We start from the raw sequence: 26,122 nt of genomic DNA on the forward strand, positions 1-26,122 counted from the left end.
GAAAGCACTCGAACGTTCAATCACTCCGGGTGCCTCCTGCGTGCGGGTAAACGAGCAGGCCGAGTCGCCGTCCGAGGGCGACACGCCTTCGGCGCCGGGGCGCAGGAGGCCGGCCCGGATGGGCGGGTGGGGCCCATGGGGAGCATGGGACTGCTGTGACCTGCGGTTTTCAGGTTCTGTTGAGATTCGTTTGAGCTTCGTCCGATGGGGCGCGGGTACGTTCGCGGGCCATGGAGGGGGAGTCGTGCAGGCCCATCTTCGTGCTCGGGTGCCCGCGCTCGGGGACGACGCTGCTGCAGCAGATGCTGCACTCGCACCGGCAGATCGCGTTCCCCTCCGAGACGCGGTTCGTGCACATTTCCTACGATCTCCGGCACCGGTTCGGGGACCTGGAGCGGCCGGAGAACCGGCGCGCGCTGGCCGAATGGATCACCAGCGGCGAGGGCACCAAGTTCGGGGTGCTGCGGCTGGACGCCGCGGCCGTGGTCGAGGAGATCGTGCAGGGGCCGCCGACGCTCGGGTCGGCGATCGCGGCGGTGTTCCGCGCCTACGCGCGCCGGCACGGGAAGCCGCGCTGGGGGGACAAGCGGCCGAGCTACTTCCGCCGGGTGCCGATGCTCCGGCGGATGTTCCCCGACGCCCAGTTCGTCCATCTCGTCAGGGACGGCCGGGACGCGGTGAGCTCCCTGACGCGGATGCCGTGGTTCGACGGCGACATCCACGCCGCCGCGCTGACCTGGCGTGAGGCGGTCGACATGGGCACGCGCCTCCAGACCCGCCTCGGCCCGGAAACGTTCTACGAGTTCCGCTACGAGGACCTGGTCGCCGAGCCCGAGGACGCCCTGACGAGGCTGTGCGCGTTCCTCGGCGAGGAGTACGACCCCGGCATGACGACGGCGTACCGGCACGCACGGCGGACCGTGCCGTCCACGCGGAGGTGGCACCTGGGCACGCACGAGGCCGTCAACGGCCGCCATGTCGGCGCCTGGCGCGACCGGCTGGAGGGCTGGGAGGCGGACCTCGTCCAGCACGTGCTCGCCTCCCGGCTGCGCCACCACGGTTACGCGATCACGGAGGGGGCGCGTCCCGCGGCGGCGCCGCTCGTAGGATTCCACCGCCTGGCGGTGCACCGCTGGCGGGCGCGGCACGCGCAGGCCGTCCGTGAACGGCTCGCGGAGGGACGCGAGCCCAACCCCGTCGTCTCGTGGCTGAACGGTCCGGTAAGCGTGTCCTGACAGACTGAGGGCATGGACTGAGGGGACAGGTGATCCTTGCCTTCAGGTAAGGCTGCCTCGGCCGGGCGGCACGAGACTCGGCCGAAGGGTTGTCCGAAACTCTCCTGGAACGTGCCCGGTTCTCGGCCGGCCTCGTGACGCGTCCGGGCCGACCTGACTGTGGAACGGCGCAGGTAGCGTGCCGCCGAGAGCCCTGCGGGGGAGGACGTGGCGGTGGGGCGCGCGGGGACGGCGTGCCCGCGGCGCGTGCACTGGGCCCTTATCGGAAGTGGTTACCGGCAAGTAACTTATCGCCGTTTTTACCGTACCACTGACTGGGTTTACAGGACGGAGACACCTCCGTGTCCGATCGTTCACATCCGGATCGAGACACGCCAACCATTTGGCTGTATCTTGCGTGTTGCTCGTCTTCCGTTACCAATCACGATTGTTTCGATGATCCTCTGACATAAGGAGGAGTGGCGGTGGCCCGATCGGAAATTATTTCCCACGACGAGCTACAATCGTGGCTTCTTGACAAGATCGCCTTCTACCTCGACAGGCCTGTGGAAAACATCGATCCCGGAGTCGAACTCGCCCGTTACGGGGTGGACTCGGTGTACGCGATCAGCATCATCAGCGACATCGAGGACCATCTGCAGGTGGAGGTCGACGTGGCCGAGGCGCGGCGCCGGGAGACGGTGGCCGACCTCACCGACTACCTGCTCGACCTCGTCGCGTGATGGCCGGCCGGCCCGAGGCCGGCGCCGCCGGGCCCGCCATGGTGGTGCTCGGCGACAGCGTGGCCGAGGGCCAGGACGATCCGGACCCGGCCGGCGGGTGGCTCGGCTGGGCCGGACGGCTGGCCCGTCACCTGGGGATTTCCCCCGAGGAGATGCTCAACGCCTCCGATCCGGGCGCGACGGTCGAGGACGTGGTGCGCGACCAGCTGCCCGCCGTGCGCGAGATGGCGCCGCGGCTGGTCGTGCTCGGCTGCGGCATGAACGACGCGCTGCGCGGCTTCGAGCGGGAGGCCGCGGCCGGCCGGCTGGCGGAGCTGTTCGGCTGGGCCCGCGGGCGCGGCGCGGTCGTCCTCGCCATCCCGGTGCCGCGGCCGCCGCTGCTGGACATCACGCCGATCTCGCAGTTCCGCAAGAAACGCACGGTGCAGCGCATTCATGACTTCAATGCCGAGCTCGACCGGGTCTCCCGCGAGTTCGGAATGGCCTTTCCCGAGCGGGAGACAGTGGCGAGAGTCGCCGATCCCGCGATGTGGAGCGCCGACGGAATCCACCTGAATCCGGATGGGCACGCCTATGTCGCAGAGGTGATGGCGCGGATTGCGGCAAGCCTGCTCGGCGAGCGGGTGAAATGAAATCCGTGGGCCGATCCAGCAGTCTGGGAGACTGATGAAAAGAGAATATTCCGTCGCCCGCGCTCTCCGTTCGCCGATGCCGCTGTTCCTCGCTCCCGTACTGGTCGTGCAGGCGTGGCGGACGGTGCGGCGGACACCGCGGCTGGACCCGGCGACCGGGGACGAGCAGGGCTTCGTCGCCGGCGCCGACCCCGGGCGGGGCCCGGCCTTCCGGGTCGTGGTGATCGGCGAGTCCACCGCCGTGGGCGTCGGCGCGTCCCGGCACGCCGAGGCGCTGCCCGGCTTCCTGGCGGAGGAACTGGGCGAGCGGCTGCGGCGCAGCGTGGCCTGGTCGGTCTCCGGCCGCAACGGCGCGACGGCCCGGCGCATCATCGCCGGGCTCGTCCCGCCCGCGAACGGCTCCGCGCCGAACCTGGTGGTCGTCACCGCGGGCATCAACGACCTGCTCAGGCGGCGTCCCCTGCGCCGGTGGGCGGCGGACGTGACCGAACTCGTCGCCCTCCTGCGCGGCCGGTTCCCGGAGGCGACGGTGCTCGTCGCCGGGATGCCGCCGGTGCACCGCTTCCCCGCCCTGCCGCGGCCGCTGCGCTCGGTCCTCGGCGCGCGGGCGCGCGCCATGGACCGGATCACTCGGGACGCCGCCGCGGCGGGCGGCGCCGTCCACGCTCCCATGGACGAGGCGATGGCCCGCGACCCCCACCTCTTCGCGTCCGACGGCTTCCACCCGTCGGCCGCGGGGTACCGGGTCTGGGCCCGCGACCTCGCCCGCGCCGCCGTCCCCGCCACCGCTCCCGTGACCGGGTCCGTCGGCGCTCCCGCCGCCGGATCCGGCGACCCGCCACAGGCCACGCCCCCCGCCGGCGCCGTCCCGCCGAGGACGGCCGACTGACCCAACGGCAAGCGAAGGGAGCAGCTCGGATGACGGTTCCCGGAACGTTCCGAACGGCGGTGGAGGCCAAGGACCTCGCCGCCATCACCGGTGCGCTGGACCCCGGCATCGAGTTCCGCAGTCCGGTGATGGTGAAGCCCTACCTGGGGCGCGACGCCGTCGCGGCCCTGCTCGGCGTCCTGCTGGAGGTCTTCGAGGACTTCCACTACACCGACGAGCTGGTGGGAGTCCCCCCGGGAGGGGGCAACGGCGCAGAACCGCCGGCGCAGGCGCTGATCTTCAGCGCCCGGGTGCTGGGCAAGGACGTCCAGGGGCTGGACCTGCTCAGGTTCGGCGAGACCGGGCTCGTCACCGGTCTGACCGTCATGGTCCGCCCGCTGCCCGCGGCGATGACGCTCGCCCGGGTGGTCGGCAGACGCATGGAGGATCCGACGAACGCCGACGACGCGGGGGGCCCGTCCGGCGACACCGCGCAGCCATAGGGAGCCGACCCGCACAGGAGTCGCGGCCCGCGAACCGGAAGGCGCGACCCACACAAGGGAGTCGAAGGAAATGGATAGCAAGGTCCCCGCACACCCCGTGCATCCCGCCCGCCCCGCTCACTCCGCCTCCGGGGCCCACGCTGAGAGTTCCGTCCATCCCGGGCATTCCGTCCACCCGGGCCATTCTGAGAACCCCGCGGCCGAGAACCCCGCGTCCGAGACCCCCGGGTCCGAGGGCCCCGCGCCCGCTTCCGCGGGTTCCGCGCCCGGGCGGCACCCGCGCGCGAGGCTGGCCCCGGCCCACCGGATCGCCGCCGACCTGGACGGCTATCTCGGCGACCCGATGGACGACGAGGCCGGGCCCTTCTCCTACAAGGCCATCGTGGAGGCGGAGGAGCGCGACGAGATCCCCCCGGGCGCGGTGGACGCCGTCCGGGCGTGGGGTTTCCCCAAGTACCTGGTGCCGAGCGGGCTGGGCGGACGCCTGACGACGCTGGAGGAGCTGTTCTTCGTCACCCGCGGCATCTCGCGCCGCAGCGTCACCGTCGCGGTCATGTACGGGTCCGGGTTGCTGGCGGTCAACCCGGTGTGGCTGTGGGGCGACGCGTGGCAGCGCAGGACCGTGGCGGACGGGGTGCTGCGCGGCGACCTGGCCTGCTTCGGCGTCTCGGAGGCCGACCACGGCAGCGACGTGATGGCGTCGGAGTCGGAGGCCGACATCCAGGGGGACGAGCTGGTCCTGACCGGGGTGAAGTGGCCGGTCGGCAACGCCACCCGCGGACGGTTCGTCACCACCTATGCCAGGACCGGTCCGCGCGACTTCTCCCTCATCCTGGTCGACAAGCGGGAACTGGACCCGGCGGCCTGGTCGACGCTGCCGCCCGTCCGGACGGTCGGGCTGCGCGGCCACGACCTGTCCGGCGTCGCGTTCTCCGGGGCGCGGCTGCCCGCCGAGCGAGTGATCGGGCGGCGCGGCTCCGGGCTCGTCCAGACGCTGAAGACCCTGCAGATCACCCGGACCGCGATCGCGGCGCTGTCGGTCGGGACCATGGACGCGGTCGTGCGCATCGGGATGGAGTACGCCCGCCAGCGCACCCTGTACGGCTCGGACATCTACCGGATCCCGGTGATCCGCGACCATCTGGTCAAGGCGCACCTGGACCTGCTGATCGCCGAGTGCGTGGCCATCCCGGTGGCGCGCTGCCTGACGGTCGCGCCCGGACGGCTCAGCCTGTGGTCCTCGATCGTGAAGTACTTCGTGCCCGTCCTCGGCGAGGAGGTCGTGGCCAGCATCGGGACCGTGCTCGCCGCGCGCGGCTACCTGCGCGAGGGCGTGGCGCACGGGGTGTTCCAGAAGCTGCAGCGCGACCACGCGATCGCGAGCATCTTCGAGGGCACCACGCACGTGAACCTCGCCAACGTCGCGGGCCAGCTGCCCTTCCTGATCGACCCGCAGGCGGAGACGGGCCGCGAGGACGAACTGCTCGCCGACCTGTTCCGCTGGACGCGGACGCCGCCCGCCTGGGAGCCCGACGGCCGCCTGCTCCAGCTCACCAACGAGGGGCGCGACGAGATCGGCCAGCGGTTCGAGGAGATCTCCGAGGAGGTGCTGGCGGCGGCGAACGCGCACGCCGCGCCCGGCGTCGCGGCCGAGCTGAAGGACCTGATGTCCGCCATCGGCACCCTGCGCGCCAGGATCGAGGAGGGCATCCGCGCGAACGAGGGCGACACCTCCTCCGTCGCGGCGCTGACGCGGGCCAAACGGTACTGCGAGCTGCACGCGATGACGTCGTGCATGCTCACCTGGCTGCACAACCGGGAGGTGTTCGGCGGGGCGTTCGAGGAGGGCCAGTGGCTCGTCCTGTGCCTGCAGCGGCTGCTCCAGCGGGCGCAGCCCGACACCGTCCTGTCCGAGGACTTCCTCCCGCCGGTGGAGGACGCGATGTTCCGCGCCACGGGCGAGCGGCGCTGGTTCTCCCTGCTCTCCCTGTCCCCGCTCCCTCCCTCCCTGCTCATCTCCGCCGAGGACGAGTGACACCCATGGCCGGGCCACCGGAGACGACGAGAGATTTCGTGTCGCTCGTCCGGAAGAACATCCGGACGCACGGCGACACCCGCTCCTTCACCTTCATCAGCGAGGAACCGGGACGCAGGTACAAGGAGAACGTGCTCGGCTTCGCCGACCTGGACCGCAAGGCCCGCGCGCTCGCCTGCCGCCTGGAGTCGCGCGGCCTACGGGACCGGGCCGTCCTGCTGCTCTACCCGGAGGGGCTGGAGTTCCTGGCGGCCTTCCTCGGCTGCCTGTACGCGCGCGTCATCGCCGTCCCGGCCCCGCTCCCGGACCTGGACGCGGGCCGCTTCGGCCGCACCCGCCGGATCATCGAGGACGCCGACGTCGCGCTGATCCTCACCGACACCGCCCACCGCGACACCCTCGACGCGTGGCTGTCGGCCGCCGGGCTGAAGGGGCGCGTGCACTGCCTGGACACCCAGGCGGGCAAGGACACCGACGCCGGCGACTGGTCCCCGCCGCGGTCCGGCCCGGACACCGTCGCCTTCCTCCAGTACACCTCCGGGTCGACCAGCGAGCCGAAGGGCGTCATGGTCACCCACGGCAACCTGCTGGCGAACGGCGAGGAGATCAGGCGCCGCATCGAGGGGTCGCACGCCACGGTCGGCGTCGGCTGGGTGCCGCACTACCACGACATGGGCCTGGTGGGTCAGTTCCTCCAGCCGCTCTACCTCGGCTGCCGGTACGTGTTCACCTCGCCGATCACGTTCATCAAGCGCCCCGTGCTGTGGCTGGAGCTGATCACCCGGTACCGGGGAACGATCACCGTGGCGCCCAACTTCGGGTACGAGCTGGTGCTGCGCCGCGTCACCGACCGGCAGATGGAGGGTCTCGACCTGTCGTCGCTGACCGTCGTGAAGAACGGCGCCGAGCCCGTCCGGGCCGCGACACTGGAGGCGATGGCCGAGCGGTTCGCCCCGGTCGGGTTCCGTCCCTCGATGTGGATGCCGTGCTACGGGATGGCCGAGACGACCCTGCTCATCACCGGCGCGCCCCTCGGCGGCGGCCCGGTCGTCCGCGACTTCGACGCCGGGGCCCTCGCGCGGAACGAGGCCGTCCCCGCGAACGAGGCCGCCCCCGCGAACGGGACCGCCCCGGCGGGCGGGACCCCCGCCCACGGCGGCGTCAGACGGCTCGTCAGCAGCGGCCGTCCCGTCACCCTGGACGTCCGCGTCGTCGACCCCGAGACCCGCGCCGAGCGGCCGGAGCGGCGCGTGGGGGAGATCTGGGTGCGCGGCGGCAGCGTCGCCCGCGGCTACTGGGAGAGCCCCGCGGAGACCGAGGCGACGTTCCGCGCCCGCACGTCCACCGGCGAGGGCACGTTCCTGCGGACGGGCGATCTCGGCTTCGTCGCCGACGGCGAGCTCTACGTCACCGGGCGGATCAAGGACCTGATCATCGTCAACGGCCGCAACATCCACGCGCACGACATCGAGGAGGTGGCGCGGGCGGCCCATCCGGCCGCGCTGCTCGGCGCCGCCTTCGCGATCGACGCCGCCATCGACCCCGACCTCGGCCCCGGGCCGCCCGGCGACGGCCGGCCCGGCGACGGCGACGGCGACGCCGTCGACGCGAGCCGGGAGCAGGTCGTCATCGTCCAGGAGGTCAGCACCCGCGCGGCCGCCGGGACGCCCCTGGAGGAGGTCGCCGCCGCCGTCAAGACCCGCGTCGCCCGCACCTTCGAGCTGCCCGCCGTCAGCGTCGTGCTGGCCGCGCGGGGCTCGGTCAGGCGGACGACCAGCGGGAAGATGCAGCGCCGGCTGACCCGCGAGGCGTTCCTGACCGGGAAGATCACCGAACTCGCGGCCGATCTCGAACCGGGCGTCGCCGGCCTCCGGAAGGCGCGCCCACAAGTTGACGCTGACCAATCCTAGTCAACATGATGACTAATCATGTCGTTGTCTGCTAACGTCGGGCATCACCCTGAGTCAAGGCGGGGAGAGAAGGCCGATGGCGCTACGTCACGCGGTGCTGGCGGCGCTGCTCGACGGCGAGTACAGCGGCTACCAGCTGGCAAAGATCTTCGATTTGTCGGTCTCCAACTTCTGGCACGCCGTACCGCAGCAGCTCTACTCGGAGCTGTCGAGGTTGGAGACGGAAGGTCTGATCAGCGGGCGGCAGATCATCCAGCACGATCGTCCCAACAAGCGCGTGTACACCGTCACCCAGGCCGGCGTCGACGAGCTCGAACGGTTCGCCGTGACCCCCGCCAAGCCAGGGATCATCCGCGAGAACCTGCTCGTCATGGTCCAGGCCGTGGACCACATCTGCGCCGACTCCGTCATCGCGCAGCTGGAAGACCGGGCGGTGGCCTCGGCGGCCAAGGTCGAGGTCTTCGAACGCACCCTCAAGCACCTGCGCGGCGACCTGGACGAGGAGTCCTTCCTGCGCACCGGGTCCCCTCTCGGGCCCTACCTCACGTGCCTGCGCGGACAACGCTTCGAGCAGGAGAACTACGCGTGGTTCACCAGCACCGCCCGGCTGCTGCGCGCCCGGGCGGGCACCCAGTCCGAGGGGAGCGGCCCGCCATGAGGCGGCCCCGTCGTCCCTCGCACGCCGTGCCACCGTCTGCCCGGACAGCGGCGGCACCGGCACCAACCCCCCACGCCCACCCCGGCCTCGCGCTTCGGCCGAGCTGGAACCGGGCGGCACGCCTTAGTCAAGGAGGCGTTCATCATGTCAGGCGACCACCACACCATCGAACTCCCTAGCACCCCACTCCCGAGCCAACTGACCACCGCGTCGCAGGTCGCGCCACCGAACGGCACGGCGCCGAACGGGCTGCGGGGCCTGGACGAGCCCCCGGCCGTCCTGCTGGGCGAGCTGACGCTGCCCGCCGAGCGGGAGTCCGTGCCCGCGGCGCGGCGCTTCAGCAGGTCCGTCAGCACCGCGTCCGGCATCGGGCACATCGCCGACGACGCCGAGGTCCTGGTGTCCGAACTGGTCACCAACGCCGTCCGGCACGCGCCGGTCGCCGGCGCCGCGCTGTGCCTGCGGCTGCTGCGCGCGGGCATCCGGCTCCGCATCGAGGTGCACGACCAGAGCGCCGCCGTCCCGACGGCGCGGCCGGTCGACCTCATGGAGGAGACGGGGCGCGGCTGGTTCCTCGTGGCGGTCATGGCCGACGGGCACGGCACCGACCACACCGCCTCCGGCAAGGCGGTCTGGTGCGAGGTGCGCGCCTGGCCGCGGGACGAGCACCCCGGCCACTGAGCAGTTCCCGCGCACCCCCGGTACGGCGATGGGAAATGCCATGCCTGCTAACGCCATGCCCGCCGACAAGCGGCCCCCTGACAAGCGGCCCCCCGACCAGGGGTCCGCCGGCCAGCGGCCGTTCGACCAACCGCCCGCCGACCAGCGGCCCGCCGACCGGGGGCCGATCGATCGAAGGCCCGCCGACCCGTGGCCCGGTGACCACCGGCCTCCGGGGGAGCCCGCCGGCCGGCGGCCCGCCGATCCTCGCCGTCCCCCCGACTACTACCGGGAGGACGGGCGGCGCGCCACGGCCGAGGAGGCCCAGCGGCTGCTGCTCGACGTCCGGGGACGCCTGCTCGCGCAGGACGTCATCCGCGTCGGCTCCGTCGTCGTGGTCGTCTCGACCTGGTTCACCGTGATCGACCTCGGCATCGCGGCGAACGGAAGGCCGCTGCTGTGGCAGACGATCGTGTCCGACCACGCGATGCACGCCGACATCGGGCAGTACACCGCGCGGGACAAGGCCCTGCGCGGGCACGCCCAGGCCGTCGCCATGATCACCAGTCGGCTGCGCGGCCTGGTCGCCCGCGCGGCCCTGGACGAGGCCCACCCCTGACCCCGCACCCCCGACACACGGGCCACCCCCGACACACGGATCGGCAGGCACGGCCCGCCCCCGGCTAGAGGTAGTGATCTCGATGTCCCGCACGACACCCCGCGACGACGCGTCCGGGCGAAGGCCCCGGCGCAGGCGTCCCATCCGGCTGCGGATCACGGCGCTGCTGCTGGTCCCGCTGGTGTCCCTCATCACCCTGTGGGCCTTCGCCGCGAACATCACGCTCGGCGACGCGTTCGACAAGTACGACTTCTCCACGACGTACGAGAAGGTGGGCCTTCCCGGCATCTACCTGGTGAACCAGCTCCAGGCGGAGCGTTCGCTCAGCGTCGTCGCGCTCAGCACGCGCGACCCGGCGGCCCGGCAGAAGCTCGGCGGGCAGCGCGCCCGGGTGAGCGGCGTGGACAAGGTGTTCCGCTCGACCGCGCTGTCGCCCGAGGCGAGGGACGCGGCCCGGCCGGAGACCAAACGGCGGCTCGCCGAGGCGGTCAGAGCGCTGGACCGGCTGCCGCAGTTGCGCGCCAGGGTCGACTCGGGCCGGGTCCAGCCGCTGGAGGTCATCAACTCCTACAGCGTCCTGCTCGACCAGGTCATCAAGGTCTTCGACGGCCTGGTGACCGTCAACGACGTCGCCATCTTCACCCAGGGCCGGGCGCTGATCGGGATCGGCAACGCCCGCGCCTACATGCTGCGGGAGGACTCGCTCGTCACCGCCGCGATGGCGCGCAACGGGAGGCTCACCGCCGCCGAGCACACCGCGTTCGTCCAGTGGGCGGCGGAGGGGCGGCGGGAGTTCGAGGCCGGGCTCGCCGATCTCAACGAGCAGATCCGCGGGCCGCTCGGCAAGCTCGCCGCCTCCGCGGAGTTCCAGCGGTACCGGGCGGCCGAGGACGCGATCGTCAACGCGCGCGGCGACCGGCTGCCGCCCGAGGCGGCGGACTGGCAGGCCACCACGCAGCTGCTGTCGCAGGCGTGGGCGCAGAAGGTCACCGAGGCGAGCCTCGCGCTCAACGAGATGGCCAAGCCGATCGGTGAGCGGATCATCATGCGGCTCGTCCTGGCGGGCGGGTTCGGGCTGCTCGCGGTGATCGCCTCGATCGTGCTGTCGCTGCTGGCCGCGCGCAGCCTGTCGCGGGAGCTGCGGGGGCTGCAGCGCGCCGCGCTGAAGCTGGCCGAGGACCGGCTGCCCGGCGTCGTCGCCCGGCTGCGGCGCGGTGAGGAGGTGGACGTGGACGCCGAGGCGCCGCCGCTCGTCATCGGCAGGTCCCGGGAGGTCGCGCGCGTCGGCGACGCCTTCACCAAGGTGCAGCACACCGCGATCGAGACCGCCGTCCGGGAGTCCTACCTGCGGCAGGGCATCAGCCGCGTGTTCCTCAACGTCGCGTGGCGCAGCCAGTCGCTGCTGCACCGCCAGCTGCGGATGCTGGACGAGATGGAGCGCGACGCCTCCGACCCCAAGGTGCTGGAGGACCTGTTCCGACTCGACCACCTCACCACCCGCATGCGCCGCCACGCCGAGGGCCTGGTCATCCTGTCCGGGACGTCCCCGGGGCGGGGCTGGAGCCGGCCCGTGCACGTCGAGGACGTGCTGCGCGCCGCGGTCGCCGAGGTCGAGGACTACACGCGGGTCGAGATCGTCGTGGTGTCCGGGCAGGCCGCGGTGATCGGCGAGGCCGTCGCCGACATCATCCACCTGCTCGCCGAGCTGATCGAGAACGCCACGGTGTTCTCGCCCGCGCCCACCGAGGTGCTCGTCCGCGGCGAGATGGGCGCCAACGGGTTCGCCGTCGACATCATCGACCGCGGCATCGGGCTCGACCAGTCCGAGCTGGACGCGCTGAACCTGCGGCTGTCGCAGCCGCCCGAGTTCGACCTGGCCGTCACCGACCGGCTCGGGCTGTTCGTCGTCGGCCGGCTCGCCGGCCGGCACGGTATCAGGGTCGCGCTGCAGCCGTCGCTGTACGGGGGCGTCAGCGCCGTCGTGCTGATCCCGCGCCGGCTCATCGTGGACGTCGACCAGCCCGAGGACGAGGACGGCGCCGTCCAGGACGGCACCGTCCACGCCGGTCCCGCCCAGCAGCGGGGCGCGTCGGCGGTGAACGGGTCGACGCCCGTATGGCCCACGCCTCCTACACCGTCGTCCACCGCGACGCTCAACGCGCCGGTGTACGACATCGCCCCTGTTCAGGACGTGGCGTCGACCGATACGGCGCCCAACAGGGTGGTCCCCGGCGGCCCGGTGCCGGGCGCGCCAGGGCCGATCGGTGAAGCGGCGCCGCCAGAGACGCCGGTGTCCCTCCCCCAGTGGATGAGCGAGGAGAAGCCGGACCAGAACGCGGCGGTGGGGTTCGACGACGGTGACCAGACCCCGACGTCGTTCGGCACCCCACCGCCGCACGGTCCGCCGCCGTCGCGGGGGGCGCCGCCGCCGACCGACGCCACACGTCCCTTCCAGGCCGCGGGCCCCCGCGCACCCGACTACGGCGGCGGTTCCTACGGCGGGGCGACCGGCCAGTACGGGGCGCCCGCGTCGTTCGGCGAGACGTCGTTCGGCGAGTCCCCGTTCGGCGGGACGCAGTTCGGGCATGCGCAGGCGGCCGGCGGCGGGCGGGCCCCGCTGCCGCGCCGGGTGCGCGGCGGGAGCCTCGCGCCCCAGCTGCGCGAGGCCGGCGCCTACGAAGACACCGGTTCCTACGAGGAGACCGGCCCGTACGGAGAAGAGTCCGCCGCCACCGGCGACGCCATCGCCGCCTGGGAGGAACGGTCGGCGGACGCGTCCCGGGACCTGTTCGCGTCCCTGCAGGCGGGCTGGCTGCGCGGCCGGGACGAGGACGAGGCGCCCGAAGGACCCGTGGACGGCATGGAGGGAAGATCATGACCTATCAGGGAGTGGCCGCGGAGCTGAACTTCCTCCTCGACGACCTGGTCGACCGGGTCCCGCAGATCCGGAAGGTGGTCGTGCTGTCCCGGGACGGGCTCGTCATGGGCATGTCGCGGGGTGTCGCGCGCGAGGACTCCGAGTACCTCGCGGCCCTCGCCGCCGGGTTCCACAGCCTCGCCGTCGGGGCGCGGCCGCAACTGGACTCCGGCGAGATCCGGCAGACGCTCGTCGAGATGGACAAGGGCCTGTTCTTCGTCGTCCCGGCCGGGGCCAACAGCTGCCTCGCGCTGCTCAGCGAGGTCGGCGCCAACGCCGGCCTCGTCGCCTACGAGATGACGATGCTGGTCAAGCGGGTCGGCAGGCAGCTGTCCACCGGACTCAGGCAAGGTGCGCCCGGACCCGGACACCGGTGACCCGCCATGGACCCCAGTGACGGGCCCGGTGCTCCCCGGGGTCCCGGCAGGGAACGGTGGCTCGACGCCGCCGCCGGACCGATCGTCCGTCCCTATGCGGTGACGCGCGGCCGCACCCGGCCGAGCGGCGAGCCGCTCGACATCGTGGCGATCCTCGTCGCGACCGGGCGGCCGCCGCCCGAGCCCGGCCGGCTCTCGCGCCAGCAGCGCCGGCTGCTGGCGCTGTGCCGGCGCCCGCACGCCCTCGCCGACCTCGCCTCGGACCTCAACCTGCCCTTCGGGGTGATCCGGGTGCTGGCCGGCGACCTGCTCGACTCCGGCCTCCTGGAAGTCCAGCGATGGTCCCCGGCGCCGTCGCCGTCCGGGCCGTTCGGCCCGGCGACCGCGCTCCAGCCGCACAACGACCCGAACCTGCTCAGGAGGGTGCTCGATGAACTCCGCGCGCTCTGACGCCCCGCCCCCCGCCACCGTGGAACCGGACGAGCCCGACGATCGGGCGGACGGCCCGCGCGTCGCGCTGAAGATCCTCGTCGCCGGAGGGTTCGGCGTCGGGAAGACGACCATGGTCGGCGCGGTCAGCGAGATCCGCCCGCTGCGCACCGAGGAGGCGCTGACCGACGTGAGCGTCGGCGTCGACGACCTCGACGGCGTGGCCGCCAAGACGACCACGACCGTGGCGATGGACTTCGGCCGCATCACGCTGCGCGACGGCGTCGCCATCTACCTGTTCGGGACGCCCGGCCAGGAGCGGTTCTGGTTCATGTGGAACGAGCTGTCGCGCGGCGCGCTCGGCGCGGTCGTCCTCGCCGACACGCGGCGGCTGATGGCGAGCTTCGCCTCGATCGACTACTTCGAGCGCAAGGGCACGCCGTTCGTCGTCGCCGTCAACTGCTTCGACGACGCCGACCGCTACGAGGCGCCCGAGATCCGGACGGCGCTGGACATCGATCCCCACGTCCCCGTCCTGCTGTGCGACGCCCGCCGGACGGGGTCGGCGAAGCAGGTGCTCGTCTCGCTGGTCGAGCACGCGCTGCGGCTCGCGGGCGGCACCCGGCACGCCTAGCAGGCCGGACCTGCCGCGGCCGCGCGTCAGCCCCCCGGCCCGCCGTTCGCCTGCTCGCCGTCCGCCGTGCCCGGCGGGCCCATGACGATCTCGTCCACCGCGACGTCGTGGCCGTCCGCGCATCTGACCTGCGCCGTCACGCGCTCGTCGCAGCGGGCGTGCGTCAGCATGACCTGGCGGCCCTCCTCGTGGGGAAGATAGGTCTCGCCCCATTCCATGAGGCTGACGAGGGTGGGCGCGAGGTCCAGGCCCATCTTCGTCAGGTGGTACTCGTACCGCGTGCGCTGCCCCGGCTCCTGGTAGGGCTCCCTGGTGAGCAGGCCGGCGTCGACGAGATGGCGCAGCCGGGCGGTGACCGCCGACTCGGTCATGCCGAGGTTGCGCACGAAGTCGCCGAAACGGTTCGTCCCGAAGAACGCCTCGCTGAGCACCAGCACCGCCGACGGCGGGCCGAGCGCGGCGAGCGTCCTCGCGACCGGGCAGTTCTGCATCGACCAGGCGTCACGGTCGGCGAAGTGCCCTTCCAGTGAGATTGTCACCCTTCCACTATAAACCTGCTGACTTCGCTTGACCAAAGTCAGGTGGCTCGCTAGCCTCCCTGACTATGGTGGAACAAAGTCAGGTGCGCGGCGCGGGCCGGGTCCGCAGGGGGCCGGTGCTCGCGGTGCTCTCCGTCGCCTCCTTCATGGCGGGCCTCGACCTGTTCATCGTCAACGTGGCGTTCACCGACATCGGCCGCGACTTCGCCGGGGAGTCGATGGCCGACCTGTCCTGGGTGCTCAACGGATACGCGATCGTGTTCGCCGCCCTGTTGGTGCCGCTCGGCCGGCTCGCCGACCGCTACGGCCGCAAGACGGGCCTCCTCCTCGGCCTGACCGTCTTCACCCTCGCCTCCCAGGCGTGCGCGGCCGCCCCGTCGCTGTGGTGGCTCGTCGCCTTCCGCGTCGTGCAGGCCGCGGGCGCCGCGGCGCTCATCCCCACCAGCCTCGGGCTGCTGCTGTCGGCGTTCCCGGCGGAACGGCGCGGCGGCGCGGTGCGGATCTGGTCGGCGGCCTCGGCGATCGCCGCCGCGGCCGGGCCGGCGGTCGGCGGCGTCCTGGTGGACGTCTCCTGGCGCTGGGTGTTCGAGGTCAACGTCCCCATCGGGATCGCGGCGGTGCTGCTCGCGGCCCGCCTCGTCCCCGACTCGCGCGAGGGCCTGACGGCCCGCGTCCCCGACCTCGTCGGGACCGTCGTGGCGACCGCGGCGATCGCGCTGCTGGCGCTCGGCGTAGTGAAGATCAACGACTGGCCGGGCGAGCGGACGGTCCTCGTGGTCGCCGCCGCGCTGCTCGGCCTCGCCTGGTTCTGGCTGCGCTCCCTGCGCCACCCCGCGCCGGTGATCGAGCCCGCGCTGCTGGCCGTCCGCACCTTCTTCTGGTCCAACGCCGCGGTGCTGCTGTTCACCGTCGCGTTCGCCGCCAACCTGCTGCTGGGCGTGCTGTGGATGCAGCAGGTCTGGCACTACTCGCCGATCCGCACCGGGCTCGCCGTCGCGCCCGGCCCGCTGATGGTCCCCGTGATGGCGCTCATCGCCGGACGCCTCGCCGCGCGCGTCCCGGTCGGGCTGATCACCGCCGTCGGGTGCATGCTGTGCGCGTTCGGCGTCGTCCTGATCGCGATGAGCCTGGGCCCGGCGCCGGCCTACGCCTCCGAGATGCTGCCGGGCTGGCTCGTCGGCGGGACGGGCGTCGGGCTCGCGCTGCCCACCATCCTGTCCGCCGCCGCGGTCGAGCTGCCGTCCCACCGCTACGCCACGGGCAGCGCCGTGGTGAACATGAGCCGCCAGATCGGCGCGGTGCTCGGCGTCAGCCTCGCCGTCGCGGTCCTCGGCACCCCGCGCGGCTACCCCGACGCCCACACCGCCTACGTCCACGCTTGGCTGATGGTCGGCGCGTTCATGGTGATCGCAGCGATCGCCGCCCTTGGCATGACCCCGCGCCGGCTCCGGCCGTCCCGTCCCGTCCCCGAGCCAGAAACGGAAGTGATCGCCCGCGCCTGACACCCCTCCTTGACACGGGAAACGGGCGAAGCCTTGACCCGGACCGCGAGGCCCGGTTCGTCCGTACCCCGCACAGCAGGCACCTCATCCGGAGAGGTGCCTGCTGTATTTATTGTGTTTTTGGGTGGTCGGCGCCCGGGGGCGCCGACCACCCAAAAACACGTGCGATTGCTGCATCGCCTCGGCTCGCCTGGCGGCTCACTCGGCGATCAGGTTCTCGCGGGCTCGAACCTGGCTTCGCTCGCAATCGCGTTGGTTTGGCTTGTTGGTGGTTGCTGTGGTGGCTGAGGTCGTTGCGCCTGACGGTTGCGCTTGTCGCCGTCAGTTTGGGCGGTCGGCGCCTGGGGGCGCCGACCTTCAGAAAGTAGGTGTGATTGCTGCATCGCTTCGGTTCGCCTGGCGGCTCACTCGGCGATCAGGTTCTCGCGGGCTCGAACCTGGCTTCGCTCGCAATCGCGGTGGCCCGGCTTGTCGCTGGTTGCTGTGGTGGCTGGGGTTGTTGCGTCCGACGGTTGCGGCTGTATCGCGTCTAGGACGGGATACGTCGGCGGCATGTGAGGGGTCAGTCCTCGGTGCGGGAGAGGATGTCGCCGGGCTGGCAGCCTAGCTCGCGGCAGAGGGCGCTGAGGGTGGTGAACCGGATCGCCTTCGCGCGGCCGTTCTTCAGGATGGAGAGGTTCACGGGGGTCACGCCCACGCGCTCGGCCAGCTCGACCAGGGTGATGCCGCGGTCGGCGAGGATCGCGTCCAGGTGGACGGTGATCTGGTGGGGATCCTCGGGCGGCATCAGACGAGGCCCTCGGTGTCGGCGCGCAGGCGGGCACCGTGCGCGAACGCCCCGGCCAGCGCCGCGATCAGGACGGCCAGCAGGATGTCCGAGGCTCGCAACATGAAGCCGACCTCGACCGCCGAGGCGAGCGGGGTGCCGCCGACCAGCGCGTTCGTCGTGACCATGTCGAGGGCGGGGACGGCGGCGCCGAGCAGCAGGACGGCGGTGGAGATCGCGAAGAGCCGCCGGACGTTCGCCGGGACGAAGACGTCTCCGGTGCGGAGGGTCGCGGCCATCCGCATCAGGATCGACAGGATCACGACGATCAGCACGGCCCGGGCGACCTCGGGGGCGGCGAGCAGCAGGCGGTCCCCCAGGCCGGGGTCGTCGACCGCCAGTTCGGCGTGGTGGGTGCCGCGCAGGGCCGTCCCGCCTGAGGCGAGGTGCGGCACCTGGGAGGTGGAGCGGAGGGTGACGTCGCGGGTGTCGATCGGCGGGAAGGGGCCGGTCACGCCGAGGATCGGGAAGAGCGCCTGGAAGAGTCCGACCAGCAGCAGGCCGAGCCCGATGAGCAGCTCCAGGACATGGCTGTCGAACCGCGACCAGAGCGTCGTCGGTGTCATGGGTCGTCTCCTCGGGGGGTGGCGTATCGTTTTTCGATAGTAACGATAAACGATATGCCGCCGTCAAGTCCGGGCCCCGAATCGGGGTCGAGCGCCTCCGGCGGCTGAGGAGAGGCGCCGGTCAGGGGAGCGCGCCGTCGAGGATCACACGGAGCTGCTCGGCGCGGCCGCCGGTGATGGCGCCCTCCCGGGCACGGGTGACGATCTTGTGGCGGAGGGAGGCGACGTCCGCGCGGCTCCGCTCCCCGTGGCCGAGCATCCGCTCGATCACGTTGCCCAGGTCGAGGCCGACGTCGTCGCGGACGTCCCCGGCGGCCACGCCCTGGTCCACGGCATCGCGCAGCCTCACGAGGACCTCGTCGACGCTCGGTTCCGTGGGCGGCGGCTCCGGCGGGGGCGGCTCGGAGGCGGTCGATCCGGGCGGCCAAGGCGTCCGCGGGCCGGACTGCTCGGGAGCGGAGGTCTCGGGCGGAGGCGGCGCGGTCGGGGACGCCGCCTGGAGCGGGAGGAGGCGTCCGGCGGAGCCGTCGCGGCTGGAGAGGGTGTCGCCGATCCCGAGGACGAGGACGGTCGCCGCCACGATCGTGGCGGCGACGCCGGCCAGCGCGAGCCAGGGGAAGCGGGCGACGGGCGGCGTGCGGGGGAGGTCCTCGCGCCGCCACGTCGCGGTGCGCCGTCCGCCCGTCATGCCTGGGCGGTCGCGAGGACGCGGTTCAGTTCGTCGGCGAGCCCGGGGGACAGGCCGCGCTCCCTCCGCCGGGTGATGATCTTGTCGTGCAGTTCGGCGATCCGGCCGCCGACGTCGACCTCGCGGTCGGCGGTGAGGTCGTTCTCCAGGTTCGTGATGACGTTGTCGAGGTCGATCGCGACGTCGGAGCGGATCTCGCCGGCGGCGTAGCCGCGGCTGACGATCGGGCGCAGCCGCCCCAGCGCGTCGGTGACGCGGGGAGCGGACGCCGGCGGCGGAGTCCGGAGCGTCGGCGCGGGGGCCGGCGGGGCGGCGCTCGTCCGCGCCGGAGCCGGGACGGCGACCGGGGAGCGCGGCGCCGACAGCAGGACCGCCGCGGCGGCCGTGACCGGGATCGCCACGACCAGGGCGAGCGCGGCGAGGCGGACGTTCCCGCGGCGGGCCGGCGCGGGCGGCGGGGGCGGGGCGCTGGTCCGGTGGCCGTCGGGGCGGGCCGTGCCCGGGGCGACGAAGAGGGCGCTCGGCGGCCCCTCGTCGCGGACCAGCGAAGCGGCGACCTCGGCGGCGGACGGGGCGTCCGGGCCCATGCAGCGGGCGGCGAGCGCGGAGAGTTCTCCGGACGCCCCGGGGCCGAGGCAGGCGGCGATGACGACGCCGAGCGCACGCACGTCGGCGGCCCCGCTGTCGGCGGTCTGGATCTCGGTGGCCTCCGTACCGTCTCCCGCCGACGCGCGGATGACGCCGCCGATGCCGGTGTCGACGACCTTCACGTCGATGCCGACGTCGCCGTGGACGAGCACGACCCTGTCCGGCGTGAGATCGCCGTGCGTCACGCCCGCGGCGTGCGCGGCCTCCAGGGCACCTGCGATCTGGGCACAGACGGCGGCCGCCTCGGATGCGGCGAGCGGTCCGCGCCGCAGCCGGTCGGTGAGGGGCTCGCCGACCAGGAACTCGGTCACGACGAAGGACGCGAGCCGCCCGGACGCGTCGCGGGTCTGGTCGCTGTCGAAGATCGTCTCCAGCGCGGGGTGGGAAAGCGCGGCGGCGCGGTTCACGCCCCGCCGGAACCCCCGCTGCGAACCGGTGACCGCGGGCGTCAGGACCTTCACCGCGACGGGACGGCCCAGCAGCTCGTCCCAGGCGCGCCAGACCTCCATCGTCCCGCCGTCGTCGAGGCGTTCCACGAGGCGGTAGCGCTCCGTCAGCCGCAGTCCCGTTTCCACTGGACGTCACCCTCGTCGCACTCCGGTGCCGGGCGCGGTCCCCGGCTCGTCAGGAGGTACGCGCCGCCGGGCCCGGCGGGTTCGACCCGCCCGCCCGCGACGGCGCAGCCGGTGCGCGGAGAAGAGCTTTCCGGCGGTCCCGGAAAGGAACGGCAATTGGACCGGGAGTCAGTTGTCTTCATATTGAGATTCCCTGGTCCAACTGACAGGATCTGGGGCCCATGACCCCCGATGCAGGGCAGGGGCGACCTTGACCGAGAGCTCCATTGTCGTGCCTGTCGTACTACTGGCCTTGGCGGCGGTTCCGGGCCTGCATTTCGATCTGGTGCGAGGCCGCCGGGAACGGGCCCGGCCGGGGGACGCGCTACCGCGGTTCTCCCGCGTGGTGGTCGCCGGCACGATGGTCACGACGGTGACATCGATCCTGCTGGGCGTGCTGGGGCAGGCCGCGGTGCCGAGCCCGCATCACCTTCTGGACGAGGGCGCCGCCCCGGCCCCGCCCCTCGCCGCGGCCTGGGCGGTGTGCTGTTTCCTCGCGCTTTCCCTGACCCTCTCATCGCTGGCCGCGGCAGTTCTGGCGCGGCTGGAGAATCGTCCCGGGCCGTTTCCCGTCGAGGCACGTCCGGCGGCCGGGGCGAACGCCGATTACGGGGACCGCGACGTCGAACTCGAAATCACCCTGAACAGCGGCGAGACCTTTCGCGGACTCCTCGGAGAGGAGTCGGCGGCGCGCGGGCACGAGCTGCCCTTCATCACCCTGTGCGGCCCCATCTTCCAGCTCGACGGGCACGGCGGGCCGCTGCCGCTGGACGCGCTGCACTGGGACCGGATGGTCGTGCCGACGCGGGCGGTCAACAGCGTGCTGGTGCGGCCGGTCGAGGAGCAGCCGCTCCCGCCGGCGGCGCTGCGCGGCGTCCCGTCCCGGCACTCCGCGCCGCGCCTGCACCCGTCCGACCAGCTCAAGATCTTCGCAGAGCAGTGCTACGCGGCCCGGCTCGCGCCGGGCCCGCTGGCCAGGCTGCTCGCGCTGGAGCTGGTGGTGATCGCGCTGGCCGGGGCGGTGGCCGGCGCGATCACCTGAGCGTCACACCCGGCTCGGCGACCGCTCGGCCCGCCACGCGGCGAGCAGCTCGCGCAGGCTCTCCTCGTACCGGGCGACGTTCGCGGTCTTGACGTCCTCGTAACCGCGGATCATGTCCGGCAGCTCGGCGATCCGCACGGCGGCGTCGTGCCGGCCGTCCCCGGCGGCGCCCGCGTCCAGCCCGGCCACCAGCTCGTTCACCACCGCGACGTACCCGGTGACGAGGCGCCGTTCGGCGCGCCGCTGCGCGGTGGCGCCGAACGGGTCGAGCGGGGTGCCGCGCAGCCGCCGCATCGCGCGCAGCGCGCGGAACGCCGGGCGGGCCGTCCGGCCGAGGGCGATCTTCCGGTCCACCCCGACCGCCCGCAGCAGGGGTGGGTGCAGCATGTACGCGACCGTGGAGCCGGGCCCGAACTGCTCCTCGACGCGCCGGGCGAGCTCCGGGTCGAGGTGCAGGCGGGCCACCTCGTACTCGTCCTTGTAGGCCATCAGCTTGTACAGGTTGCGCGCCACGGCGACCGCGAGGCGCCGCCCGCCCGCTCCCGCCGCGTCCTCGGCCCCGGCGACGCGCAGGACCGCGTCCAGGTACCGCTTGGCGAGCGCCAGGTTCTGGTAAGCGGCGAGGTCGGGCACGCGGATCCGCAGCACGCGGGCCAGCTCGCCGTCCACGCCGGACGCGTCGACGAGGTCCATCGCGGCCGACGCCGTCGAGTCCAGCGGGCGCGGCGCGACCTGCGCCGGCGGCGCGGCGGCGTCGCCCCGGCCTTCGGGGTCGAGCACGAGGCGGCGCCCGGCGCGGAACGCCTGGACGTTGGCGTCCACCTGAACGCCGTTCAGCGTGAGGGCCTCCTCGATCGCCTTCGCCGACAGCGGCAGCAGCCCCGCCTGGTAGGCGGCGCCGACCACCACGAAGTTGGCCGTCGTCGTGGCGCCGAACCAGCGCTCGGCGAGCGCGAGGGCGTCGAGCGCGACCAGCCGGTCCGCCCGGGTGCGCTCGGCGATCCGCTTGACCAGCGACGCGCTCGGCGGCAGCGACACCGAGGTGTCCACGATCATCTGCCCCGTCGGCACCTCGCTGGTCGACACGACCGCGGCGGTCCGGTCGGGCGCGCAGCGGCGCAGGTTGGCCTCCGTCGTCCCGGCCAGCGAGTCGAACACGAGGTAGGCGTCGGCGCCGCCCGCGCCGACCATGCCCGGCCGGTCCCGGTCGGCGGTCCCGATGCGCAGGTGCGACACGACCGCGCCGGCCTTCTGGCTCAGCCCGGTCTGGTCGAGCGCGCGGGCGTGGCGGCCGTCGATGAGGGCCGCCGTGGCGAGCACCTGGTTGACCGTGACGACGCCGGTGCCGCCGATGCCGACGAGCAGCACGTCCGCCGACTCGGGCCGCGCCCCGGGCTCCTCCAGCTCGCCGATCGGCGGCAGGGTCCGCGCCGCCTTGGGCTTCTTCCCGGGCAGGACGGTGACGAACGAGGGGCAGTCGCCGTCCACGCACGAGTAGTCCTTGTTGCAGGACGTCTGGTTGATCTGCGTCTTGCGGCCGAACTCGGTCTCGACCGGCTCCACGCTGAGGCAGTTCGACTTGGTGCCGCAGTCGCCGCACCCCTCGCAGACGGCCTCGTTGATCAGGACGCGGGTCTGCGGGTCGGGGACGAGGCCGCGCTTGCGCTTGCGCCGCGTCTCGGCCGCGCACGCCTGGTCGTACAGCAGCACGGTCACGCCCGGGACGGCGCGCAGCTCCCGCTGGACGGCGTCGAGGTCGTCGCGGTGCCGGACCCGGACGCCGGGCGCCCAGTCCGTCCCGCGCGGGTAGCGGGACGGGTCGTCCGCCACCACCACGATCTTCGCGACGCCCTCGGCGTGCAGCATCCGGGTGATCGCCGCCGGGTCGGAGCCGCCGTCGGCGTCCTGCCCGCCGGTCATCGCCACGGCCGCGTTGTAGAGGATCTTGAAGGTGATGCTGGTGCCGGCGGCGACGGCCTGCCGGACCGCGAGGCTGCCGGAGTGGAAGAACGTCCCGTCGCCGAGGTTCTGGAACATGTGCCCGGTGTCCGAGAACGGCTCCGCGCCCACCCACATCGCGCCCTCGCCGCCCATCTGCGTGGTGCCGATGCCGCGGTCGGTGAACACGGTCATCACGTGGCAGCCGATGCCGCTCGCCGCGACCGACCCGTCCGGGACGACCGTCGACCGGTTGTGGGGGCAGCCCGAGCAGAAGTACGGGGTGCGCGCCGGGGCGAGCAGGTTGATCTGCGGCGTGCGGGGCTTCAGCACCGCGTCGCGCAGGTCCACGTGCTCCTCTCCGACGCGGTCGGCGAGGAGCCCGGCGAGGGCCTTCACGAGCCGGTCGGCGTCCAGGCCCCCGTCGGGCGGGACGAGACCGGCGCCGTCCGGGCCGTTCTTGCCGTACACGGCGGGACGCTCCGCCAGGTCGTACAGGACGTCGCGGATCTGCGTCTCGACGAACGCCCGCTTCTCCTCCACGACGACGATCTCGCGCAGTCCCCGCGCGAACTCCCGGAGCCGGTCCGCGTCCAGCGGGTAGATCATGGCGAGGCGCAGCAGCCGGACGCCCCGGCGGGCCAGGGCCTCGTCGTCCAGCCCCAAGCGGTCGAGGGCCTCGCGCAGCTCCACGTAGGTGCGGCCCGCGGCGACCAGCCCGACGACCGCGTCGCCGGCGGCGCCCTCGATCCGGTCGAGGCCGTTGGCGGCGGCGTAGGCCGTCGCGGCCTGCAGGCGGCCCTGGAGGACCTCGGTCTCCAGGGCCGTCGTGCCCTTGAGGTCGACGCCCGGCCTGCGCGTGGGCTTCCACGGCCGTCCCCGCCACGCGAACTCCGGGTACACCGGGTCGGGCACCGGCTCGACGTCCACGATCTCGTGGGAGTCGGCGACGTCCGTCACGAGCTTGAACCCGGTCCACGCCCCGCTGAACCGGGACATCTCGAAGCCGTGCCGCCCGAGGCGCAGCAGGTCGCCCACCGACCCGGGGACCAGCACCGGCATGAACGCCTCCGCGAGCGCGCCCTCCGTCGCCGACGGCAGCGTGGAGGACTTCGCGGCCGGGTCGTCGCCCACCACGGCGAGCACCCCGCCGCGCTCCGACGTGCCGAGCCAGTTCGCGTGCTTGAACGCGTCCAGCGACCGGTCCACCCCGGGCGCCTTGCCGTACCAGAGCCCGAACACGCCCTCGAACCGGGGACCCGGCAGGTGCTCGACGAGCTGCGACCCGTACACGGCCGTCGCCGCCAGCTCCTCGTTCACGCCCGGCACGAACCGGATGTCGTGGCCCTCCAGCAGCTTCGCGTCCCGCACCAGCTGCTGGTCGAGGCCGCCGAGCGGGGACCCGCGGTATCCGGACACGAACCCGGCGGTCCGCCATCCCCGCCGGGCGTCCGCGCGCCGCTGCTCCAGCAGCAGCCGGACGAGGGCGTGCACCCCGCCGATCGCGATCCGGCCGCGCTCCAGTGCGAGCCGGTCGCGAAGGGGGGAGGAGGAAACGGTGGTGCTCATGCTTGCATTGAGCCGCCTACGCTGAGCGGAGTGCAAGATGGCTGGACGATAATTGAGCGGATTGCTCAAGTCAGAACCGAGTTACCCGCCGGAGCTGAGCGTTGTGACCCGTACCACTCTCCTCGATCTGCAGATCCTGCGCCGCCTCGTCGAGCAGCCCCGCATCGGCGTCACGGAACTGGCCGCCAGGCTCGGCATCGCCCGCAACACCGCGCACGCCCGGGTGGAGCGCCTCGAACGCGAGGGCGTCATCGGCCACCGCGGCCGCGAGGTCGACCTCGGCGCCATCGGCTTCGAGCTGACGGCCTTCGTCACCCTGGAGGTCGCCCAGGGCCGGCTGCGCGAGGCCGCCGTCGCGCTCTCCGCGATCCCGCGCGTCCTGGAGGTGCTCGGGATCACCGGTCAGGGCGACCTCCTCGTCCGCGCCGTCGCCCCCAACGGCAAGCAGCTCCACGAGGTCATCGACTCGATCCTGGCCTGCCCCGGCGTCCGCCGCAGCACCACCTCGATCGTCCTGACCCACCAGGTCCCGTTCCGCGTGGGTCCCCTCTTGGAGGACGAGGAGAAGCGCGCCCGCGCTGCGTCCCGCAAACCGGCCGACTGACGCCCGCTCCACGGTCCTCCGCTCGGTGCCCCCCGGATCAGTCCGAGAAGATCCCCGCGGTCGCGTAGACGATGCGTCCCGGCCTCCCGGACGGGGGCGGCAGAGGACATGCCGTAGGTTCGGCAGGCGCGGGCCGATGCCTTGTCAGCCGTCCCGGCGTTCCGGGGGGACGCGGCGGGCGATCAGGAGCGCGACGTCGTCCGGGGCCGCCTGGCGGCCGATCAGCGCCGACATCACCGCCGCGCCGACCGCCTCGGGAGGCCCGGCGTAGGCCGCCTCGCACAGCCGGGCGACACCGGCCAGGATCGACTCGTCCCGCCGCTCGATCAGCCCGTCGGTGTAGAAGCACAGCAGGGCGCCGGGCGGGAGGGTGAGGGTCAGGGTCCGGCGGGGAACCCCCTCGCCCAGGCCGATCAGGACGTCGAACTTCATGTCCACGGACTCGGCCGGGCCTTCCGGCAGCGCGAGGACCGGGGGAGGGTGCCCGGCCGACGACAGCCGGACCCGGCCCGTGGCGGTGTCGACGACCGCGTACAGGACGGTCGCCGTCGCCTCGGGTTCGAAGTGCAGCATCTTCCGGTTGAGCTTGCGCAGCACCACGGCCGGGTCGTCGTTGTCCAGCGCGTAGGCGCGCAGCGCGCTGCGCATCCGGCCCATGACGACGGCCGCCGGGAGCCCGTTGCCCGCCACGTCGCCGATGACGATGCCGACCTCGCCCGAGGGGAGCGTGAACACGTCGTACCAGTCCCCGCCGACGATCGCCTTGCCGGGGCTGTAGCGGGCGGCCAGTTCGAGCCCGGAGACCTGCGGGGGCGCGGCCGGGATGAGGCTGCGCTGCAGTTCGAGCGCGCCGGCGCGTTCGGCGCGGCTGAGCAGGGACTGCACCGCCAGCGCTGCGCGGGAGGCCGCGAGCTGGAGGAACCCGGTCTCCTCGGGGGTGAACCGGCGGTGGGCGAGCGTCCCCACGTGCATGACTCCGACCAGCGTCCCGCCGCCGACGAGCGGGACGCCGAGCAGCGAGTGCAGGCCCCGCTCGACGAGCAGCGGGTTGAACACGCCGGCGCTGGGCACGTCCGGCACGTAGACCGGCCTTCGCTCGGCGGCGACCCGCCCGGCGAACCCCTCGCCCACGGGGACGTGGGCGGCCTGGGCGACCTCCTCCTCGATGCCCTTCGCCGCCGTCGCGACGAGGAGCCGCTCCTCCCGGTCCAGGAGCAGGACCACGGCGGTGTCGACCCTCAGGACGGCGCGGACGCGGTCGAGGAGGGTGTCGAGCAGTTCGTCCATGTCCATGTTGGCGAACGCCTCGTCGGTGATCGCCTGGATGTTCGCCAGCCTGCGGATCGCACCCTCCGAAGCGCCCGCCGTGTTCTCCACGTTCACACCT

24 protein-coding genes are annotated in these 26,122 nt (G+C 73.1%); 17 read left to right on the plus strand and 7 right to left on the minus strand.

The genetic code is table 11. The features are described from left to right. Nucleotides 1-230 precede the first annotated feature (230 nt). The 14 genes from BJ999_RS07585 to BJ999_RS07650 all read left to right on the plus strand — a co-directional run bounded on the left by BJ999_RS07585 (nt 231) and on the right by BJ999_RS07650 (nt 14,199). The gene (locus BJ999_RS07585; protein WP_179832618.1) at nt 231-1,235 is read left to right on the plus strand and encodes a sulfotransferase family protein; all 1,005 of its coding nucleotides are present in this window, start codon (nt 231-233) and stop codon (nt 1,233-1,235) included. 458 nt (nt 1,236-1,693) lie between these two features. Beyond that, nucleotides 1,694-1,957, plus strand: coding sequence for an acyl carrier protein (locus BJ999_RS41840; RefSeq protein WP_089311288.1), 264 nt, complete (start codon nt 1,694-1,696; stop codon nt 1,955-1,957). Continuing rightward, complete coding sequence (locus BJ999_RS07595; RefSeq protein WP_179832619.1) at nt 1,957-2,589, plus strand: SGNH/GDSL hydrolase family protein; 633 nt, start codon at nt 1,957-1,959, stop codon at nt 2,587-2,589. Before BJ999_RS41840 ends, BJ999_RS07595 begins: the two co-directional genes overlap by 1 nt. Before the next feature lie 34 nt (nt 2,590-2,623). Then, entirely contained in the window at nt 2,624-3,478 is an 855-nt protein-coding gene (locus tag BJ999_RS07600; protein WP_179832620.1) for an SGNH/GDSL hydrolase family protein, read from the plus strand. A gap of 29 nt (nt 3,479-3,507) precedes the next feature. Continuing rightward, nucleotides 3,508-3,960: a nuclear transport factor 2-like protein gene (locus tag BJ999_RS07605; RefSeq protein ID WP_179832621.1), complete on the plus strand. Its 453-nt coding sequence runs from the start codon at nt 3,508-3,510 to the stop codon at nt 3,958-3,960. Nucleotides 3,961-4,030: 70 nt separating this feature from the next. Then, complete coding sequence (locus BJ999_RS07610) at nt 4,031-5,995, plus strand: acyl-CoA dehydrogenase family protein (protein ID WP_179832622.1); 1,965 nt, start codon at nt 4,031-4,033, stop codon at nt 5,993-5,995. Between the two features lie 5 nt (nt 5,996-6,000). Then, nucleotides 6,001-7,905: a fatty acyl-AMP ligase gene (locus tag BJ999_RS07615; RefSeq protein WP_179832623.1), complete on the plus strand. Its 1,905-nt coding sequence runs from the start codon at nt 6,001-6,003 to the stop codon at nt 7,903-7,905. 76 nt (nt 7,906-7,981) lie between these two features. Further along, nucleotides 7,982-8,563 carry a PadR family transcriptional regulator gene (locus BJ999_RS07620; RefSeq protein WP_179832624.1) on the plus strand — a complete coding sequence of 194 codons (582 nt, stop codon included), beginning with the start codon at nt 7,982-7,984 and terminating at the stop codon, nt 8,561-8,563. A gap of 144 nt (nt 8,564-8,707) precedes the next feature. Further along, a complete protein-coding gene (locus BJ999_RS07625; RefSeq protein WP_179832625.1) occupies nt 8,708-9,244 on the plus strand; it encodes an ATP-binding protein in 537 nt (178 codons plus the stop codon). Nucleotides 9,245-9,284: 40 nt separating this feature from the next. Then, the gene (locus BJ999_RS07630) at nt 9,285-9,842 is read left to right on the plus strand and encodes a hypothetical protein (RefSeq protein ID WP_179832626.1); all 558 of its coding nucleotides are present in this window, start codon (nt 9,285-9,287) and stop codon (nt 9,840-9,842) included. Between the two features lie 82 nt (nt 9,843-9,924). Then, nucleotides 9,925-12,720 (plus strand): sensor histidine kinase, encoded by a 2,796-nt coding sequence (locus BJ999_RS07635; protein WP_179832627.1) that lies wholly within the window; start codon nt 9,925-9,927, stop codon nt 12,718-12,720. Further along, nucleotides 12,717-13,136: a roadblock/LC7 domain-containing protein gene (locus BJ999_RS07640; RefSeq protein ID WP_179832628.1), complete on the plus strand. Its 420-nt coding sequence runs from the start codon at nt 12,717-12,719 to the stop codon at nt 13,134-13,136. Before BJ999_RS07635 ends, BJ999_RS07640 begins: the two co-directional genes overlap by 4 nt. 6 nt (nt 13,137-13,142) lie before the next feature. Beyond that, entirely contained in the window at nt 13,143-13,586 is a 444-nt protein-coding gene (locus BJ999_RS07645) for a DUF742 domain-containing protein (RefSeq protein ID WP_179832629.1), read from the plus strand. Continuing rightward, complete coding sequence (locus tag BJ999_RS07650) at nt 13,567-14,199, plus strand: GTP-binding protein (RefSeq protein ID WP_179832630.1); 633 nt, start codon at nt 13,567-13,569, stop codon at nt 14,197-14,199. Before BJ999_RS07645 ends, BJ999_RS07650 begins: the two co-directional genes overlap by 20 nt. Nucleotides 14,200-14,225: 26 nt before the next feature. On the opposite strand, the gene BJ999_RS07655 is transcribed toward BJ999_RS07650, so the two are convergent. Beyond that, the gene (locus BJ999_RS07655) at nt 14,226-14,738 is read right to left on the minus strand and encodes a winged helix-turn-helix transcriptional regulator (protein WP_218934984.1); all 513 of its coding nucleotides are present in this window, start codon (nt 14,736-14,738) and stop codon (nt 14,226-14,228) included. A gap of 65 nt (nt 14,739-14,803) precedes the next feature. Between BJ999_RS07655 and BJ999_RS07660 the strand changes: the two genes are divergently transcribed. After that, a complete protein-coding gene (locus BJ999_RS07660; protein ID WP_179832631.1) occupies nt 14,804-16,240 on the plus strand; it encodes an MFS transporter in 1,437 nt (478 codons plus the stop codon). 562 nt (nt 16,241-16,802) lie between these two features. Here the strand turns inward: BJ999_RS07660 and BJ999_RS07665 are convergent. The 4 genes from BJ999_RS07665 to BJ999_RS07680 form a co-directional block, all read right to left on the minus strand. Beyond that, complete coding sequence (locus tag BJ999_RS07665; RefSeq protein ID WP_179832632.1) at nt 16,803-17,027, minus strand: helix-turn-helix domain-containing protein; 225 nt, start codon at nt 17,025-17,027, stop codon at nt 16,803-16,805. Continuing rightward, nucleotides 17,027-17,632: a DUF2975 domain-containing protein gene (locus BJ999_RS07670; protein WP_179832633.1), complete on the minus strand. Its 606-nt coding sequence runs from the start codon at nt 17,630-17,632 to the stop codon at nt 17,027-17,029. Before BJ999_RS07670 ends, BJ999_RS07665 begins: the two co-directional genes overlap by 1 nt. Before the next feature lie 121 nt (nt 17,633-17,753). After that, complete coding sequence (locus tag BJ999_RS07675) at nt 17,754-18,320, minus strand: hypothetical protein (protein ID WP_179832634.1); 567 nt, start codon at nt 18,318-18,320, stop codon at nt 17,754-17,756. After that, nucleotides 18,317-19,543: a protein kinase domain-containing protein gene (locus tag BJ999_RS07680; RefSeq protein WP_179832635.1), complete on the minus strand. Its 1,227-nt coding sequence runs from the start codon at nt 19,541-19,543 to the stop codon at nt 18,317-18,319. The genes BJ999_RS07675 and BJ999_RS07680 overlap by 4 nt, the downstream gene beginning before the upstream one ends. 271 nt (nt 19,544-19,814) lie before the next feature. Between BJ999_RS07680 and BJ999_RS07685 the strand changes: the two genes are divergently transcribed. Continuing rightward, complete coding sequence (locus BJ999_RS07685; protein WP_179832636.1) at nt 19,815-20,624, plus strand: DUF6338 family protein; 810 nt, start codon at nt 19,815-19,817, stop codon at nt 20,622-20,624. 3 nt (nt 20,625-20,627) lie between these two features. On the opposite strand, the gene BJ999_RS07690 is transcribed toward BJ999_RS07685, so the two are convergent. Next, entirely contained in the window at nt 20,628-24,200 is a 3,573-nt protein-coding gene (locus BJ999_RS07690; RefSeq protein ID WP_338070766.1) for an indolepyruvate ferredoxin oxidoreductase family protein, read from the minus strand. Between the two features lie 34 nt (nt 24,201-24,234). Between BJ999_RS07690 and BJ999_RS07695 the strand changes: the two genes are divergently transcribed. Next, nucleotides 24,235-24,735, plus strand: coding sequence for an Lrp/AsnC family transcriptional regulator (locus tag BJ999_RS07695; protein ID WP_179832638.1), 501 nt, complete (start codon nt 24,235-24,237; stop codon nt 24,733-24,735). Nucleotides 24,736-24,879: 144 nt separating this feature from the next. Here BJ999_RS07695 and BJ999_RS07700 read toward each other — a convergent pair whose 3' ends face one another. Further along, nucleotides 24,880-26,112 carry a SpoIIE family protein phosphatase gene (locus tag BJ999_RS07700; RefSeq protein WP_218934985.1) on the minus strand — a complete coding sequence of 411 codons (1,233 nt, stop codon included), beginning with the start codon at nt 26,110-26,112 and terminating at the stop codon, nt 24,880-24,882. Between the last annotated feature and the right edge of the window lie 10 nt (nt 26,113-26,122).

Origin of the sequence: Actinomadura citrea (assembly GCF_013409045.1) — a bacterium.
In the GTDB taxonomy this organism is placed as follows: domain Bacteria; phylum Actinomycetota; class Actinomycetes; order Streptosporangiales; family Streptosporangiaceae; genus Spirillospora; species Spirillospora citrea.